The following is a 17,654-nucleotide window of genomic DNA, read 5'->3' as shown; positions in this document are numbered from 1 at the left end:
CCGGGTTTACCCTTCCGCCGCGGCTTGAGCTTGAGCCGCGGCGGAAATGCGCCCAGCCGCCGGTTTGCCGATTCCGGCGATCATCCGATGCGGCCCAGTCAGGCGCCTTCGGATTTCTCCTCATCCTCGTTCGCCATGTCCGAGATTTCCTTCAAGCGGGAAATGGCCTTGGCGTTGATGCTGTTTTCCGGGTAATTGCCGTTGTGATCGACCGTGCCCGCAGGTTCCCCGGTCAATAATTCGAGCGTCTCGTCGACGCTGGTGACCGCATAAATCGAAAATTGCCCCTTCGCGACCGCATCGATCACTTCCTGTTTCAGGACCAGATTGCGTTTGTTCGCGGCCGGAATGATCACCGCATGATGGCCGACCAGTCCGCGCGCCTTGCACAGCCGGAAATAACCTTCGATCTTTTCGTTCACGCCGCCGACCGCCTGCACTTCGCCGTATTGATTGATCGAGCCGGTCACCGTGAACGATTGCTTGATCGGGATGCGGGTCAGCGCCGAAATCAGGCAGCACAGTTCGGCCAGCGAGGCGCTGTCGCCGTCGACTTCGCCGTAGGACTGCTCGATCGCGATGCTGGCCGAGACCGCGAGCGGAAACTGCTGTGCGTAGGTATGGCCGAGGTAGCCGGTCAGAATCAGTACCCCTTTCGAATGGATTTCCTTGCCGAGTTCCGCTTCGCGCTCGATGTCGACGATGCCGCGCGAGCCGGGAGAGACCGTCGTGGTGATCCGGGCCGGCGCGCCGAAGCTGCTGCCGCCGATTTCGAGCACGGTCAGGCCGTTGATCTTGCCGACCGCGCTGCCTTCGGTATCGATCAGAATCGTGCCGTCGAGCACTTCTTCGAGCATCATTTCAGCGAGACGGCCGTTGCGGAATTCGCGGGCGGCCAGCGCCTCTTCGATCTGCTCCCGACCGATCCGGTCGCCGCCTGTCTGCAGACAGAACAGGTTCGCTTCGCCGATGATGTCGAGTGATTCGGTGATCCGCGCGGAAAAACGATGCTGGTCTTCGGCCAGCCGGCAACTGTGTTCGATCAGCGCCTCGATCGCGCTTCGGGCCAAGGGTTTCGCGCCCGAATCTTGCGCATGCCGGTTCATCAACTGCGCAAACCGCTGCATCGATACCGCATCGCGCGGAATGTAATGGTCGAAGTCGGCGAGGATCTTGAACATCGCGTTGAATTCGCTGTCGAGTTCTTCGAGCAGGTAATAAAGGTCCCGGGAACCGACCAGGATCACCTTCACGTTCAGCGGAATCACTTCCGGTTTCAGCGTGATCGTGTTGATCCCGAGGTCCGAATAGGGCGATTCGATTTCGATTCTGCCGGCTTGCAGCGCACGTTTCAACCCTTCCCAGACGAACGGGTGGGTCAGCAGTTTTTCCGCGTCGAGGATCAGGTAGCCGCCGTTCGCCCGATGTAGGGAGCCCGCGCAGATGCGCCGGTAATTGGTGACCAGGGTGCCCTGTTCGCTGGAGTATTCGATTCGCCCGAACACGTTCTGATAAGTTGGGTGCGGCTCGTGGATCACCGGCGCGCCGTGTTCGAGCTTGTTGTCGACCAGAATGTTCGGCGCATAGAGTTCGAGCAGCACCTGCCGCCGGTTCGCGAATTCGCGGGGATCGGCGGTCCGTCCCGGCATCAGGAAGTCCGCAATCGTGGTGCGCAGGTTCTTGTCGATCTCGGCGAGGTAGGTGATCACGTCGTCGATATTCTGGTACTTGTCGTTCAGTTCGGCGAACAAGGGTTCGATGGCCTGGCTGATCGTGTCGTTGTCGAGCTGTTTGATCTTGTCGGCCAGCGAGCGACGCCACTGCGGCAGTTCGAGCAGCACGTCGCTCAAATATTCTTCAAGCTCCTCGATCTGTTTGTGAAAGAGGTCGCGCTCGGCCTGCGGCAACTGCGTAAACTGGGCATCGTCGAGCGCCTTGCCGTCGCGAATCGGCGAGAACGAAATCTGTTCGCTTTCCCGGAACAGCGCAATGCTCATCTCCAGCGCTTTTTGATCGACTTTCTCGATTGCGTTATTGTAATACTGATTGAACTGGCGCTCGATCGCGGTCTTTTTCTGCTGATAGGTCGGACTTTCGAACGCCGCCGGGAAGGTCGCCAGAAGATTGTCGATCAATTGTTCGATATCGGCACTGAAGACGCTGCCATATTCGGACGGCAATTCGATTGCGACCGGCTCGCGCGGATTCTGGAAGTTATCCGCATAGGCATACGACGACGGCGCGGACTGTTTTTCGGCAATCGCGTGCAGATGCTGAGTGATCATCGACAGCCGGCCGAGCCCCAATTCGCCCATCACGTAAATGTTGTAGCCGGGACGCGCCATCGCCACGCCGAATTCGAGCGCCGACTGCGCACGTTCCTGCCCGAGGATCGGCGCATCGGGCAATGACGTTCCTTCAAGATCGACGCCGCTCAGGTCGATGTGCAGCTTCAGGGATTCGACAGGCAGTTTGGAGACGGTGGTCATGCGGCGTTCGGATGAAGTAAAAAAAGAAGCCCGCAATTCTATCATCATTGACGGCGGGTTCGAAAAGGCGAAGGCGCCCCGGATTGCGGGCAGCGCAGCCGGATCGTTTTAGGAGTACAATCCCTACAAGTCATAACCTTTTTAACGAGGTGAGATCATGCAACAGAGCAAAATCACGATCGACGGCAACGAAGCCGCCGCCACGGTCGCTTACATGACCAGCGAAGTGATTGCGATTTATCCGATCACGCCGGCGTCGCCGATGGGCGAATTGGCCGATAAGTGGGCGTCGGACAGGCGTAGGAACCTTTGGGGCACGGTGCCGAGCATCATCGAGATGCAGAGCGAGGCAGGGGCGGCCGGCGCGATCCACGGCGCGCTGCAGACCGGTGCGCTGGCGACCACGTTCACCGCCTCGCAGGGCCTGCTGTTGATGATTCCGAACATGTACAAGATCGCAGGGGAACTGACCCCGGCGGTATTCCATGTGGCGGCCCGGTCGCTGGCCGGCCAGGCGCTGTCGATCTTCGGCGACCACAGCGATGTGATGGCCGCAAGAGCGACCGGCTTTGGGTTCCTGGCCTCCAATTCGGTGCAGGAGGCGCAGGATTTTGCGCTGATCGCGCAAGCCGCGACCTTGGCTGCGCGGATTCCGGTCGTGCATTTTTTCGACGGTTTCCGGACTTCGCACGAAATCGCCAGCATCGAGCCGCTCGACCTGACGCATATCCGCGCGCTGCTCGATGACCGGCTGGTGGAAGCGCACCGGCAGCGGGCATTGTCCCCCGAACATCCGGTGCTGCGCGGTTCGACGCAGAATCCGGACATTTATTTCCAGGCGCGCGAGACGGTCAATCCTTATTACCGGGCGATGCCTGGCATCGTGCAGGACACGATGGACCGGTTCGCCGAACTGACCGGCCGCAGCTACCGGTTGTTCGATTATGCGGGGGCGCCTGATGCCGAAAAGGCGATCGTTTTGATCGGCTCGGGTGCGGAGACGGCCGAAGAAACGGTCGAACATTTGAATGGCCGCGGCGACAAGGTCGGCGTGCTGAAGGTCCGCCTGTTCCGGCCGTTCAGCGCCGAGGCGCTGCTGGACGCGCTGCCGAAGACGCTGCGCCGGATCGCGGTGCTCGACCGCACGAAAGAAGCCGGCGCGGACGGCGAACCCTTGTATAAAGACGTGGTGACCGCGCTCGCGCAGGATGCGATGAGCGCCGCGCCGTACTTTGCCGCGCTGCCGAAAGTGATCGGCGGACGGTACGGGCTGTCGTCGAAAGAATTTACGCCGGGCATGGTCAAGGCCGTATTCGACGAACTGGACAATCCGGCGCCGAAAAGCCCGTTTACGATCGGGATTTATGACGACGTCGACCATACCAGCCTGGCCTGGGACGCGGGCTTTCGGACCGACGCCTCGAAGCGGGCGGTCAATGCGCTGTTCTACGGCCTGGGCAGCGACGGCACGGTCAGCGCCAACAAAAATTCAATCAAGATCATCGGCGATAGGACGCAAGGTTACGCGCAGGGCTATTTCGTTTACGATTCGCGCAAATCCGGTGCGGTGACCGTTTCGCATCTGCGTTTCGGCCCGGAGAAAATCCGCTCGACCTATCTGATCGGCGACGGCGAGGCCGGGTTCGTCGCCTGCCATCAGCCGGTGTTTCTGGCACGTTACCGGATGCTCGACAAGGCTGCGCCGGGGGCGGTGTTCCTGCTGAATTCGCCGCTGCCGCCCGAGCGGGTGTGGTCGTCGCTGCCGCGCTCGATGCAGGCCGCGATGATCGAGAAAAAGATCCGCTTTTACGCGATCGACGCGTATGCGATCGCGGAAGTCGCGGGTCTCGAGAGGCTGATCAATACGGTGATGCAGGCCTGCTTTTTCGCTTTGGTCGAAATTCTGCCGAAGGAAGAGGCGATCGCCGCGATCAAGGCGGCCGTACACAAGACCTACCAGAAGGCCGGCCAACGGATTCTCGACGCGAACCTTAAAGCGATCGACGAGGCATTGGCGAATCTGCACCGTGTCGAGGTGCCAAGCGCAGTCGACAGCAAGACCGAAATCCCGCCGCCGGTACCGGACGATGCGCCCGCGTTCATCCGCAATGTGACCGCCGAGATCATCGCGGGCCGGGGCGATGCGGTGCCGGTCAGCTTTCTGCCCTCCGACGGTACCTTTCCGACCGCCACCTCGATTTGGGACAAACGCAACCTGGCGCTCGAAATGCCGGTCTGGGAAAGCGATCTGTGCACCCAGTGCGGCAAATGCGTGTTCGTCTGTCCGCACAGCGTGATCCGCAGCAAGGTGTTTGCGCCGGAACGGGTCAAGGCCGCGCCGCCGACGTTCAAGTATGTGCCGGTTAAGAGCAAGGCGTTCGAGAATCTGCTGGTCAGCTACCAGGTCTCACCGGAAGATTGCACCGGCTGCAGCCTGTGCGTCGACGTTTGCCCGATACGCGACCCCAAGCTGCCGGAACGCAAGGCGGTGAATATGCGGCCGCAACCGCCGCTGCGCGAACAGGAAACCATCAACTGGCGCTTTTTCGAAAGCCTGCCGGATTTTGAGCGCGGCGCGCTGCATCACAACAAGATTCCGGAGGCGATGCATTTGCGTCCTCTGTTCGAGTTTTCGAGCGCCTGCGCCGGCTGCGGCGAAACGCCTTATCTGCGTCTGGCGACGCAACTGTTCGGCGACCGGATGGTGGTCGCGAATGCGACCGGCTGTTCGTCGATTTACGGCGGCAATCTGCCGACCACGCCGTGGAGTCGGAACGCGGAGGGTCGGGGGCCGGCCTGGGCGAACTCGCTGTTCGAGGACAACGCCGAATTCGGCCTCGGGATGCGGATCGCGATCGACAAGCAGAAGGAATATGCGGAGGAACTGCTGGAAGGCCTGCGCGGCGAAATCGGTGCGGAACTCGCCGATGCGATCCTGAACGCCGACCAAAGCGATGAAGCCGGCATCTACGCGCAGCGCGAGCGCGTTGCCGTCTTGAAAAAACGCCTGGAAACGCTGAACGGTGAAGCGGCCGTGCGCCTGTTCGGCGTCGTCGATACCTTGGTCAAACGCAGCGTCTGGATCATCGGCGGCGACGGCTGGGGCTACGACATCGGCTACGGCGGCCTCGACCATGTGCTGGCCTCGGGCCGCGATGTGAACATTCTGCTGCTCGATACCGAAGTCTATTCGAATACCGGCGGCCAGACCTCGAAGGCGACGCCGCGCGGCGCGGTCGCGAAATTCGCGGCGGCCGGCAAGCCGACTCCGAAGAAGGATCTGGCCCGTCTCGCGATCGATTACGAGCAGGTCTATGTGGCGCAGGTCGCCTATGGCGCCAAGGATACGCAAACGTTGCGCGCTTTCCTGGAAGCCGAATCCTATCCCGGCACTGCGCTGATCATCGCCTACAGCCCCTGCATCGCGCACGGCGTCGATCTGTCGAACAATCTCCGCCAGCAGGACATGGCGGTGCGCAGCGGGCATTGGCCATTGCTCCGTTATGATCCGCGCCGGGCGCAGGAAGGAAGCAATCCGTTGCAGCTCGATAGCCAGAAACCGTCGATGGCGTTCCGGGATTACGCGCTGACCGAAGCGCGCTTCAGCCTGCTCAGCCGAACGCACCCGGACGCGTCGGAACGCTTCTTGCAGCAATCGCAGCAGGACGTCAATGCGCGCTACCGGCATTACCGCGAACTGGCGGACAGGGTTTTCGCGAAAAGCGAAGCAGGGCGGGACGGCGAGCCCTCCAAAGCGGGAGAAAAAAACTGAGCGGAGCCGATTATGTAGGGTGGGTTCGGCGCGCTTTGTTTTTGTCTTCCGAATTCGACAAAACTTTCCGCGCGCCGAACCCACCATTTGTGGCACCTTCGGTGGGTTACGACGTGCGGCAAAGACCGATGGGCATTCAAAGGCCGTGCCAATGCGCGTCTAACCCACCCTACGATTTTTGTCTTTATAATCGGCAGGTATGATATTCCAGGAAACACCGAGAGAAAAAATCATGAACGGCATCGATTTGAGCACCGAATATCTAGGCTTGAAGCTGACCAGCCCCTTGGTCGCCTCGGCTTCACCTTTGACCCGCAGCCTGGATTCGGCATTGAGGCTCGAAGACGCCGGCGCCGGTGCGATCGTGATGTATTCCTTGTTCGAGGAAGAACTGCGGCAGCAGGAAGAAACCGCGGCCCGATTCTTGATCCATCAAAGCATCGGGCATCCCGAAGCGGACAGCTTCTTGCCGGACGACAGCGGCTACCGGCACGGCCTCGACCAATATCTGGAGCAGTTGGCCAAGCTTAAACGGTCGCTGCGCATTCCGGTGATTGCGAGTCTGAACGGGGTATCGCTGGACGGATGGATCGTGCATGGCAAAGCGCTGCAGCAGGCCGGCGCCGATGCGCTCGAACTGAATGTGTATTACCTGAGCGCCGATATCGACGAATCCGGCCTCGAGATCGAGGCGCGTTATCTGGAACTGCTGACCGAACTGCGCCGGCAGGTGTCGGTGCCGATCGCGATGAAGCTGTCGCCGTACTTCACCGGCCTTGCGCATTTCGTGAAACGGCTCGAATTGTCCGGTGCGGACGGCGTCGTGCTGTTCAACCGTTTCTACCAGCCCGATATCGACCTGGACAATTTGCAGGTGACTTCCGAGCTGCAATGGTCGCGCTCCGCGGACAGCCGATTGCCGCTGCGCTGGGTTGCGCTCTTGTACGGCCAGGTAGGGCTGTCGCTGGCGACGACCAGCGGCGTGCGTACGGCCGAAGATGCCCTGAAGCTGATCCTGGCCGGCGCCGATGCGACCCAGATTTGCACGGTGCTGCTGGAGCGCGGCCCGGCTTATCTCGGCACGATCGGGCAAGGCATGCGGGACTGGCTTGCCCGCCATGAGTTTGCGGCGCTGAGTGAATCGAAAGGGCTGTTGAGCAAGCAGCGCTGCATGAATCCCGGTATTTTCGAGCGTTCGAATTATTTGAATCTGCTGGACGGTTACAGCCGGCCGCCGGGTATCCGGGTTTGAGGCCCGGCAGAGATGCGGAACCTAAGCCGAAAGGATTCTTCCTAATGATCATCGATTTTCCATTTTGCGATTTGCGGAGAGAAACGCCATGAACGATACGATGCAGCAAGTTGAAAGAGAAGTCCGCGAAACGGTCGAATCCGGTGTCGATATTTACGAGCGGGTGCGGGCGATCACGCTGAAGGCCCTGACCGAGCGTACCCTGGATATCGACAACATCAAAAATGTGATGGAAGCGGTATTGAAAGGCATGAGCGACGGGATGAGCCCGCATTACGATCCGGCCAAACGGGCTTTCAAGCAAACCACCGAAGCGCTGGACGACACGCTCAGCAAGACTGCCGAAGCGTCGAAGCTGGCGATCGAAGAGGCGGCAGGGAATCTCGACGAATTTTCGAGCCTTGATTTCAGGCAAGCCGTCGACGATTTGAAAAATCTCGAAGCGACATTTCTCGATACGCTGGAGACGGTCGGGCGCCATGGCAACGAAACGGCCGCGAAAATCGCCCGGGATTTTCTCGAACATGCCCGGCGAAACGGAACGGCGGTCGGCAGGCAGAGCCGGGTTGTCCTGGAAAATCTGGACAACCTGAGAGTTAGCGGCCAGCATGCGGTGATGGCCGGCGCTTCGGCCACGACCTCGGCGCTGGCCAAGATTGCCGGCGGCTTTCTCGCCGGCATTGCGGAAAGACTGGACCCCGAAAAAACACGAAAATAGCGAGCAAGAACACGACATCATGATATGGGAATTGATCAATGCGGCGAAGGATTTAAGCCGGGCCCAGGATGTTGCGACCGTCCTGATCCGGTACGGCTTCGGCGGGATCGTGCGTTCGCTCGGAGTCGGGAGTGCCCTGGAGCGTCTCGGCAAAACCCTGCATTGGCAGAGCGTCGAAGAATATGCGACGCTCGACACGCCGCAGCGGGTGCGGCGCGTGCTGGAGGATCTCGGCCCGACGTTCATCAAGATGGGACAGATTCTCGCGACGCGAATGGATTTGTTTCCGCCTGCCTATATCGCGGAATTCGAAAAGCTGCTGGACAAGGTGCCTTCGCTGCCGTTCGAGGACCTGGTGCCGCAGTTGCAGGAAGACGTCGGCGGCAATATCGAGGACATTTTCCTGAGCATCGAGCGCGAGCCGTTGGCGGCCGCCTCGCTGGCGCAGGTGCATCGGGCGGTGCTGCAGGACGGCACGCAGGTGATCCTGAAAATCCGCCGCCCCGGTATCCGCCGGATCATCGAGGCGGACTTGCGGCTGTTGAATCGGGTCGTCGAAGTGATCGAGTCCGACGTGCCGGAGCTGCGCCGCTACCATCCGCGCGAGATATTCCGGCAGTTCTCGCAGTCGCTCAGGGCCGAGCTCGATTTTGCGGCGGAAGCGCGCAATGTCGAACGGGTTGCCGACAATCTGGCGGGGAATGAGCACATCAAGATTGCCTCGATCTATTGGGAGCTGACCGGCGAGCGGCTGAACGTGCAGGAGTATATTCAGGGGATTCCGGGACGCGAGCTGGGCGCACTGGATCAGGCCGGCCTGGATCGGAAGCTCCTGGCCGAACGCGGCGCCAGGGCCGTGCTCAAAATGATCATGGAAGACGGCTTTTTTCATGCCGACCCTCATCCCGGCAATGTGTTTTATCTGTCGGACAACCGGCTTGCCTTCATCGATTTCGGAATGGTGGGACGGCTGACCGAAGAACGCCGGGAACAGGTCATCGTATTTTTATACGGAATGGTCAATCGGATGCCGCTAAAAGTCGTCGAAATCCTGGAGGATTGGTCCGGGGTGATCAAGACCGACGAGCAGGCGCTGGCGATCGAGATCGATGCGTTCGTCGATCAATACAGTAACCGGTCGCTGAAGGATTTGAGCCTGCAGATGATGATCGGCGACCTCCTGGCGATCCTTCGGGACCATAACTTGTCGCTGCCGCCCGATCTGGCGCTGCTGGTCAAGGCCTATGTCACGCTCGACGGTTTCGGCCGGCATCTCGATCCGGATTTCAATACGTTGGTGTTCGCGGCGCCTTATCTGCAGCAACTGATGGCGGACCGCTACCGGCCGGAGGTGATCGCAAAACGCGGCTGGCGCAATCTGGTCGGCATCGTCGACCTGCTGGCCGCGTTTCCGAAGGAGTTGCACCAGTTGCTCAGGGCTTCCCGGAAGGGCGCGATCCAGGTCGATTTCAATGTCAAGGGCATCGGCCCTTATGTGGATAAGATCGATGTGGCGATTAGCCGGCTGACGATGGGGATCGTTACCTCCGCGCTGATCATCGGTACTTCGATCATCTTCACCGTCAAGGGCGAAAGTTCGTTCTTGAGCCTGCCGGTCCTGGGGTTCTTCGGTTACCTCTTCGCCTTTCTCGGCGGGATCTGGCTGCTGATTTCGATCTGGCGCAGCACTAGGCGTAGCTAGGATGAGGCATTTTCATATCGCGAGTAGGGGCGAATACATTCGCCTTTGGTGCGTGTTAACCGGAAGAATGAATTCGCCCCTGCCCAAGACCTGCCAGGTTTTAAAAACCTGGCAGGTCTATCCCCCATTTCAGGAAGTTAATATCGGCCAAATCCTTAAGGAAACTCTGAATAAGTCCTACGCCTGGGATAAAATATCCGCAGCTTGCCATTTTCGATAGGTGCCCGCCATGAAGCAACTCGGACTCAGTGCCCCACTGTTTGTGAAGAAACCGAAACAGACTCGGCGGCAGCAATTTCTCCAAGAGATGGAGCAGGTAGTGCCTTGGAGTTTGTGGACGAGCCGGATAGCGCCGCACTACCCGACAGCGGGCCGAGGCCGCCGCCCCTTTCCCTTGGCGACGATGTTGCGCATTCACCTGATGCAGCAGTGGTTCGGCTATTCCGATCCGGCGATGGAGGAAGTATTGCACGACATGCCGCTGCTGCGCGAGTTTGCCGGGCTCGATGCGGGCGAGGACGCCCTGCCGGATGAAACCACGATCCTCAAGTTCCGGCATCTGCTGGAACGCCATCAGTTGGCACAAACCCTATTTGATGAAACGGCGGCGCTGTTGGCCGAAAAAGGCCTGTTGCTACGGCAAGGCACGATCGTCGATGCGACATTAATCGCTGCCCCGCCGTCCACCAAGAACCGGGCGCGCAAACGGGATGCCGAGATGAGTTCGACCAAGAAAGGGAACAATTACCACTTTGGGATGAAGGCGCACATTGGGGTCGATGCCGAGTCGGGGTTAGTGCATACTGTGGAGATGACCACCGCCAAGGTGGCGGATGGGGTCATGACGGAGGCGTTGCTGCACGGCGAGGAACGGGTCGTGCTGGGCGATCGGGCCTATACCCGCAAGGACCGGAATCTGGCGGCGGATCGCCTGGAAGGTGAGCCGGTTTGGGCCTTTCCGTTCAAGCGGGGGAAGGGTGAGGAGTTGCCGGTAGAGCAAGCCCTTCACAACCACATGCTGGCGCCGTTACGCGCCATGGTCGAACATCCGTTCCGGATCGTCAAGCGCCAGTTCGGCTATACCAAAGTGCGTTACCGGGGGCTGTTCAAGAATGCCCAACAACTCTACTTGCTGTTTGCCCTGGGCAATCTTTATCACGTTCGGCAGGCGCTGCAGCCGACCTAGGGAGACCTTTGTCCTTCGCCCTGGAAAACCGAGAACACTGAGTGAAATCACCCCGATAGCGGGCGCTGCCGGGAAGGATTTGCCCATTTTCGGCGAGGTGCCACGGATGTCGCACGGTGTCGCTTATAAAAACCACTTATTCAGAGCTTCCTTAAAGGCTTTTAAAGGGCTTCAGCGTTTTGTGGCGCCAAGCATAATGCAGCTTTTTAAACCAGATGCTGATGTACATGCGTTTCCACAGCTTGAATCGGTCGCGCAACGGTACCGGAGGGGAATCGATCTCTTGAGGGATATACCAGCAGTTTCGGTTCAGGCGGCGTACCAGTTTGTAACCGTTTTGTTTCAATAGTCGATGTTTTTGCAGATACAGATGCTTGTCTTCCAGCAAGATCAAGCGGGGATGGTACTGCATGAAATCGAAGCCTAGGAGTACGTCCAGCTCTGCGCCTTCGACGTCGATCGATAAGAAATCCAGCGCGGTAATGTCGTGATCGTGCAGAATGTCGGCGAGCGTGTCGGCCCTTACATCGACCGTTTTGTGAGCGTGATAAAAATGCTCGTCGGCGTTTTTTTCCAGGCCTGCATGGCCGGTAATTTCCCGCCCCTCGGCGTCCAGCGGAATATTGAGCTGCATCATGCCGACGTGTTCGGGCGAGGTACAGGCCGCCTCGCAGACGAGACTGTCTGGCCGGAGCGCGCGGGCTTTTTGCGCCAATAAGGGGTTAGGCTCTATCAAAATGCAGCGCCAATTCAATTGCCTTTCCAGATGCAGCGATTGCGAACAGACGGAAAGCGGTTCGTTGGCGCCGACTTCAACGCATGTTCCGCCGGTTCGATTCGAAAAGAAATTGCGGATTTGCCGCTTTTCATATTTCTCGTTGAGGTCATGCTGCGATAGGTTTTCGGCCGCTTGAGTTTTCATTTTTCCTTCAGTTTTCACTCATCGTCAAGATGATTTCGGTCGCTTTTCGAGCGGCGATCCTAAACCCGCGCATTTCCAGGATACCTTGGATATTCAACGAGATAATCAGATACAGGGCTTCGGGATAGGCGGCCTGTGCCAGATCGGTTCCGGAGGGAAAGGCGGGGGCGGCCGGATGCGAATGGTAGATCGCGAACAGTTCTTCACCCTGGTCGCGCATCGCCGCCATCGCGGCGATTTGCTGTTTGGGGTCGAGCAGAAAACGTCGCTCAGGATGTTCCGCCACATTCATGATCGGATAGCAGGTTAGAGGGTTGCCGTCTTTGCCGCCGACCAGTCCGCAAATTTCGGCATCGGGCGAGATTTGCGCGAGATGGAGCAGTTGCTGGGCGAGTTTTCGGGGAATAGGGATTTCTTGTGGTTCGTGCATGGGATTGAGGTGAAAGGCTCAAGGCGAAATAATCATGGCTGCAGATTCGGCTTTGGGGCTTGGGGCCTTTAGCTTGCTCCATTTCTTCCATGGGAGGCCCGGGGTTGGCCGGACAGGTCTTTATAGGTTTGCACCCGATCATAACCCGCGTCCCGGAAAATCGCTTGCACGGCCGCTTCCTGGTCGTAGCCGTGCTCGATCAACAGATGGCCGCCGGGACGGAGATAGCGTCGGGCGTCGCGCGCAATCGTTCGAATGTCGGCCAAGCCCTGGCTGGGCGCAGTCAGGGCGCTTCTGGGTTCGAAGCGCACATCGCCCCGGCCGAGGTGGACATCGTTTTCGGCAATATAAGGCGGATTGCTGATGACCAGATCGAATGCTGTCTGCGGCACCGAAGCGAACCAGTTGCTGTGCAGGAAACGGATCTGAGCCGCATCGTGTTGTTCGGCATTGTACTTCGCGATTTCCAGCGCCGCTTGACTGAAATCGGTTGCAGTCACTGCGGCTTGGGGCAATTCTTTGGCCAGCGTGATCGCGATGATTCCGGAACCGGTGCCGAGATCGATGATTTTGGCGGGCCGGTCTTGCGGGAGCAGGCTCAAGCTGATTTCGATCAGCCGCTCGGTTTCGGGGCGCGGAATCAGCACGTCGGGCGTGACCCGGAATTCGCGCGACCAGAATTCGCGGCGGCCGGTCAGGTAAGCGATCGGCGTGCCCTGTAGGCGCTGCCGCAGCAGCGCCTGAAACTGCCGGATCTGCTGCGGCTCGGGCTTCCGGTCGGGCCAGGCGCGCAGATAAGAGCGCGGTTTCTCCAACGTAAGGCAGAGCAGGATTTCCGCGTCGAGCGCGGCCGAATCGGAACTAGCCGACAACTCGGACACGGCATTCCTCAGCAATGTCGTTATCGTGCTCATCCGGGTTATTCTTCGCCGAGTTGGATCAAAAGCTCGGCCTGATGCTCGTTGATCAACGGCTGTATCACCTGTTCGAGGCCGCCTTCCATGATGTCGTCGAGTTTGTACAGCGTCAGGTTGATCCGGTGGTCGGTCAGGCGGCCTTGTGGGTAATTGTAGGTCCGGATGCGTTCCGAGCGGTCGCCCGAGCCGACCTGCAGCTTGCGCGACCTGGCCTGTTCGGAGTTCTGTTTTTCCTGTTCCGCGGCCAAGAGGCGCGCCGACAGCAGCGACATCGCGCGGGCGCGGTTTTTGTGCTGCGAACGCTCGTCCTGGCATTCGACCACGATGCCGGAAGGAATGTGGGTAATCCGGATCGCGGACTCGGTTCGGTTCACGTGCTGGCCGCCGGCGCCCGAGGCGCGGTAGGTGTCGACCCGCAGGTCGGCCGGGTTGATGTCGATCGCGTCGACTTCATCGACTTCGGGCATGATCGCGACCGTGCAGGCCGAAGTATGGATGCGGCCCTGCGATTCGGTCTCGGGAACGCGCTGCACCCGGTGCGTGCCGGATTCGAATTTCAATTGCGAATAAACGTCGCGGCCGGAGACGCGCAGGATGATTTCCTTGTAGCCGCCGTGGTCGCCGGGGTTTTCGCTGATCACTTCAGTCTGCCACCCTTTCCGTTCGGCATAACGCTGGTACATCCGGGAAAGGTCGCCGGAAAAAATCGCCGCTTCGTCGCCGCCGGTGCCGGCGCGGATTTCGAGAAAGATATTGCGGTTGTCGTTCGGATCTTTCGGCAGCAGCAGGATCTGCAGTTCGTGTTCGAGCGATTCGACCAGCGCTTCCGCCTCACGGAACTCCTCCTTGGCCAGTTCGCGCATGTCGGGGTCGCTGTCGCCGGCCATTTCCTGGGCGGACAGGCGCCGGTCCTGCGCCTCGACATAGCGCCGGTAACAGTCGACCAGCGGGCCGATCTGGGCGTATTCCTGGCTCAGCGAGCGCTGTTGCTTTTGGTTGTTTTGGACTTCGGACTGGGAGAGGAGGGCGGCGATTTCTTCGTGGCGTTCGCTGAGATTTTCCAGTTTGAGCTTGATGGAGTCTTTCATTGAGTATGTTGTAATTTCAGAATTTCGCGGGCCGCGGCGACCAGGTCGTGTCTTTCGTTTTCGGCGGCGGCCCGGATTTGCGCGCTCGGCGTGTGAATCAGCTTGTTGGTCAAGCTATGGGCCAGACGGTTCAATGCTTCTTCGGGGGGGGTGCCATTTTTTAACATGGCGAACGCTTTTTGCAAAGTTTCGTTTCTGATTTGCTCGGCCTGCCGCCGATAATCCTGGATCGTCGTTTGAGCCCCTTGGGCGCGCAGCCAGGCCAGAAAATGACCGACCTGGGTGTCGATGATTTCCTCCGCCTGTTCGGCGGCGCGGCGGCGCGAGTTCATGTTCTGGTCGATCACGTTTTTCAGATCGTCGACCGTATAAAGATAGACGTCGTTCAGTTGTTCGACTTCCGCTTCGATGTCGCGCGGAACCGCCAGGTCGACCATGAAGATCGGCTTGTGTTTGCGTTTCTTCAGCGCGCTTTCGACACGGCCCTTGCCGAGAATCGGCAACTGGCTGGCGGTCGAGGAAATCACGATGTCGGCTGCGTCCAGATGCTCGGGCAATTCCGACAAGGCGATCGCAAAGCCGTTGAATTGCATTGCCAGGGTATGCGCCTTATCATACGTCCGGTTTGCGATGATCAGGCGTCCGATGCCCTGCTGGGCCAGATGCCGGGCGGTCAGTTCGATCGTTTCGCCGGCGCCGATCAGCAGCGCGGTTTGATCGCTGAGCTTGTCGAAGATCTGCTGTGCCATCTGCACGGCGGCAAAGGCGACCGAAACCGGGCTGGAGCCGATCGCGGTATCGGTGCGGACTTTTTTGGCGGCCGCAAAAGTAGACTGAAACAGTTTGCCGAGCTGTTTGCCGATCGTGCCCGCTTCCAGCGCGGCCTGATAGGCGGATTTCATTTGCCCGAGAATCTGCGGCTCGCCGAGGATCATCGAATCTAAACCGCTGGCGACGCGGAACATGTGCCGGATCAGTTGGGTGTCGGTATGGCAATAGAGATACGGCGCAAAATCGTCGGGACGGATATTTCGGCTATGGGCGACCCAATCGATCAGTATCTGCTGATTCGGTTCCTCGGTTTTGCAATAAAACTCGGTGCGGTTGCAGGTCGACAGAATCGCCGCTTCGCTGATTTCCTTGATCCGTCCCAATTCCTGTAAGGCCGAATCCAGCATGTCGGCAGGAAAGGCCAGGCGCTCGCGGATTGCAAGCGGCGCAGTATTGTAATTGAGTCCTACGGCAATAAGGGTCATGGTTTTACTGATAATTTCAAACGGCGGCTGCCGGATTGATCTTTGCGTTCGTCCGTGTGTCTATGTGGATGGGGCCGATGCATCCCGCTCGCGCTTGACGGAACAAATTTAGATGCGTGAGTCATCCGATTTTCCTTATAATCATAGGTCAACGAATTATAGGATGTTTTTGTGTTAATTTTTAGATTGTTTGCGGTGTTAACTCCTATTTTACTCAATGGTTGCGCCGGCTCGCCAGAAAAACAGCAAGCGCCGGCGGTCCCGACAGCCGAGCCGTCCATCCAGAAAGAACTCCCCAAACAAAAAGAAGCGAAAACGGAAATCGACCAGGATGTGCTATTCATGCTGATGTCGGCGGAGCTCGCCGGTCAGCGCGGCCAGTATGATCTGGCCTATGAGGGTTATATGGAAGCCGCCAAGCGGGTCAAGGATCCGAAACCTGCCGAGCGGGCCGCGATGATCGCAATGTACTTGAAAGATCCGAAAAAATTGAACAAGTCGTTGGCGTTATGGCTTAAGAAGGATCCGCAGAATCTTACCGCGAGAAAGCTGGCGGTATTGTCCAGTCTTGAGGTGGGCAACCAGCAAAAAACGCTGGAGCATCTGACCGTGATTCTGGACAACGATGCGGCGGGCTTCGAAAGTTCAGTACTGGAACTGGCGTCCGCGCTGCAAAGCGAAGGCAAGCTGCGGGTCATTTATGACGCTTTGGAAGCATTGTCGGCCAAACGCCCCGGTCAGGCGACCGTGCCCTATCTCCAGTCGATCATCGCGATGCAGATGAAAAATCAGCAGGCTGCCGAAGAAAAGATCGAGCAGGCGTTGAAGCTTCAGCCCGATTGGGACAAGGCTTTGGCCTTTCGGGCGCAGATTGCGGTCATGTCCGGCGATCTGCCGAAAGCGCTGGATTTTTTGCGCGGCGTGCATCGAAAATATCCGGACAACCAGAAAATCAGCAAGATGCTGACGCAGTTTCTGATCAAGACCGGCGAATACGACGAGGCGGGAAGGGTCTATCAAAAACTGGTCGAAAAGGATCCGAAGGATTTCGAGAGTTGGCTGGCGCTGGCGCTGGTGGATATCCAGATGGATCGCGAGAGTGAGGCCGAAGAGATCCTGAAGAAATTGCTGGGCGAAGACGAGTGGAGGGACCGGGCCCGGTTCTATCTCGGCAAACTGGAAGAAAAGCGCGAGAATACCAAGAAAGCGCTGAACTGGTACGACCAGGTTCGCGAAGAGCCTTTCAGTTTCGAAGCGGGAGTCGCGGCGATCAATCTGCTGGTCCATGACAAACAGTACGAAGAGGCGATTTCGCGGCTGCAGACGATGCAGGACAGTTATCCGAAAGAAAGAATCCGCATTACGCTGATGAAGGCTGAGTTGCTGAATCAGCAGAAACGCTATCAGGATGCCTATGACGAATTGAGCGCCGCGCTCGCCGAGCAGCCGGACAGCAAAGAGTTGCTTTACACTCGTGCGTTGGTCGCCGAGCGCATCGGCAAGCTGGATGTATTGGAGGCCGATCTGAAGAAAATTCTGGCGCAATACCCCGATAATGCGGAAGCACTGAATGCGTTGGGCTATACCTTGCTGAGTTTTCCTTCGCGCCTGTCCGAAGCCGAGAGCTATTTGTTACGGGCATTGAAATTGCAGCCTGATGAGCCGGTCATTCTGGACAGCTACGGCTGGCTGCTGTTCAAGCAGGGAAAGACGGAGCAGGCGCTCAGGTATCTGGAACAGGCTTATGCCAAACAGAAGGAAAACGAAATCGCGGCTCACCTTGCCGAGGTGCTCTGGGTGCTGGGCAGAAAGGAGGATGCGAAAAAGTTGTTCGACAGGGCCTTCAAGGAAACTCCGGATGATGAGTATCTGCTCGATTTCAGGCGAAGGGTGTTGAATCGCTCGGAATAAAGCGCCCGACG

Annotated in this window: 12 protein-coding genes; 6 read left to right on the top strand and 6 right to left on the bottom strand. The window is 58.7% G+C overall.

From position 1 onward, the window contains the following. Positions 1 to 98: 98 nt before the first annotated feature. Positions 99 to 2,489 carry a Lon protease family protein gene (locus METAL_RS16235; RefSeq protein ID WP_005374043.1) on the bottom strand — a complete coding sequence of 797 codons (2,391 nt, stop codon included), beginning with the start codon at positions 2,487 to 2,489 and terminating at the stop codon, positions 99 to 101. Between the two features lie 157 nt (positions 2,490 to 2,646). Between METAL_RS16235 and nifJ the strand changes: the two genes are divergently transcribed. The 5 genes from nifJ to METAL_RS16210 all read left to right on the top strand — a co-directional run bounded on the left by nifJ (position 2,647) and on the right by METAL_RS16210 (position 11,119). Continuing rightward, positions 2,647 to 6,261: a pyruvate:ferredoxin (flavodoxin) oxidoreductase gene (nifJ, locus tag METAL_RS16230; RefSeq protein WP_005374040.1), complete on the top strand. Its 3,615-nt coding sequence runs from the start codon at positions 2,647 to 2,649 to the stop codon at positions 6,259 to 6,261. Between the two features lie 232 nt (positions 6,262 to 6,493). Beyond that, positions 6,494 to 7,513, top strand: coding sequence for a dihydroorotate dehydrogenase-like protein (locus METAL_RS16225; protein ID WP_005374038.1), 1,020 nt, complete (start codon positions 6,494 to 6,496; stop codon positions 7,511 to 7,513). Between the two features lie 88 nt (positions 7,514 to 7,601). Then, a complete protein-coding gene (locus tag METAL_RS16220) occupies positions 7,602 to 8,231 on the top strand; it encodes a DUF6781 family protein (protein WP_005374036.1) in 630 nt (209 codons plus the stop codon). A gap of 19 nt (positions 8,232 to 8,250) precedes the next feature. Continuing rightward, on the top strand, positions 8,251 to 9,933 hold the full coding sequence (locus METAL_RS16215; RefSeq protein WP_005374034.1) for an ABC1 kinase family protein: 1,683 nt from the start codon (positions 8,251 to 8,253) through the stop codon (positions 9,931 to 9,933). A gap of 229 nt (positions 9,934 to 10,162) precedes the next feature. Beyond that, on the top strand, positions 10,163 to 11,119 hold the full coding sequence (locus tag METAL_RS16210) for an IS5 family transposase (RefSeq protein ID WP_005369238.1): 957 nt from the start codon (positions 10,163 to 10,165) through the stop codon (positions 11,117 to 11,119). A 151-nt stretch (positions 11,120 to 11,270) separates the two neighbouring features. On the opposite strand, the gene METAL_RS16205 is transcribed toward METAL_RS16210, so the two are convergent. The 5 genes from METAL_RS16205 to hemA all read right to left on the bottom strand — a co-directional run bounded on the left by METAL_RS16205 (position 11,271) and on the right by hemA (position 15,732). Continuing rightward, on the bottom strand, positions 11,271 to 12,041 hold the full coding sequence (locus METAL_RS16205; RefSeq protein ID WP_005374029.1) for an FkbM family methyltransferase: 771 nt from the start codon (positions 12,039 to 12,041) through the stop codon (positions 11,271 to 11,273). Positions 12,042 to 12,048: 7 nt separating this feature from the next. Beyond that, positions 12,049 to 12,471, bottom strand: coding sequence for a M67 family metallopeptidase (locus METAL_RS16200; RefSeq protein ID WP_005374026.1), 423 nt, complete (start codon positions 12,469 to 12,471; stop codon positions 12,049 to 12,051). Positions 12,472 to 12,539: 68 nt separating this feature from the next. Next, the gene (gene prmC / locus METAL_RS16195; protein ID WP_005374024.1) at positions 12,540 to 13,385 is read right to left on the bottom strand and encodes a peptide chain release factor N(5)-glutamine methyltransferase; all 846 of its coding nucleotides are present in this window, start codon (positions 13,383 to 13,385) and stop codon (positions 12,540 to 12,542) included. Between the two features lie 5 nt (positions 13,386 to 13,390). Beyond that, complete coding sequence (gene prfA / locus METAL_RS16190; RefSeq protein WP_005374022.1) at positions 13,391 to 14,476, bottom strand: peptide chain release factor 1; 1,086 nt, start codon at positions 14,474 to 14,476, stop codon at positions 13,391 to 13,393. Continuing rightward, positions 14,473 to 15,732, bottom strand: coding sequence for a glutamyl-tRNA reductase (hemA, locus tag METAL_RS16185; protein WP_005374020.1), 1,260 nt, complete (start codon positions 15,730 to 15,732; stop codon positions 14,473 to 14,475). Before hemA ends, prfA begins: the two co-directional genes overlap by 4 nt. Before the next feature lie 195 nt (positions 15,733 to 15,927). On the opposite strand from hemA, the gene METAL_RS16180 reads away from it, so the two are divergent. Continuing rightward, positions 15,928 to 17,643 carry a tetratricopeptide repeat protein gene (locus METAL_RS16180; protein ID WP_245549400.1) on the top strand — a complete coding sequence of 572 codons (1,716 nt, stop codon included), beginning with the start codon at positions 15,928 to 15,930 and terminating at the stop codon, positions 17,641 to 17,643. Positions 17,644 to 17,654 lie beyond the last annotated feature (11 nt).

Source organism: Methylomicrobium album BG8 (assembly GCF_000214275.2).
Taxonomy (GTDB): Bacteria; Pseudomonadota; Gammaproteobacteria; order Methylococcales; family Methylomonadaceae; genus Methylomicrobium; species Methylomicrobium agile.
The sequence above is the reverse complement of the archived record's forward strand: the minus strand, read 5'-3'. Positions and strand labels throughout refer to the sequence as shown.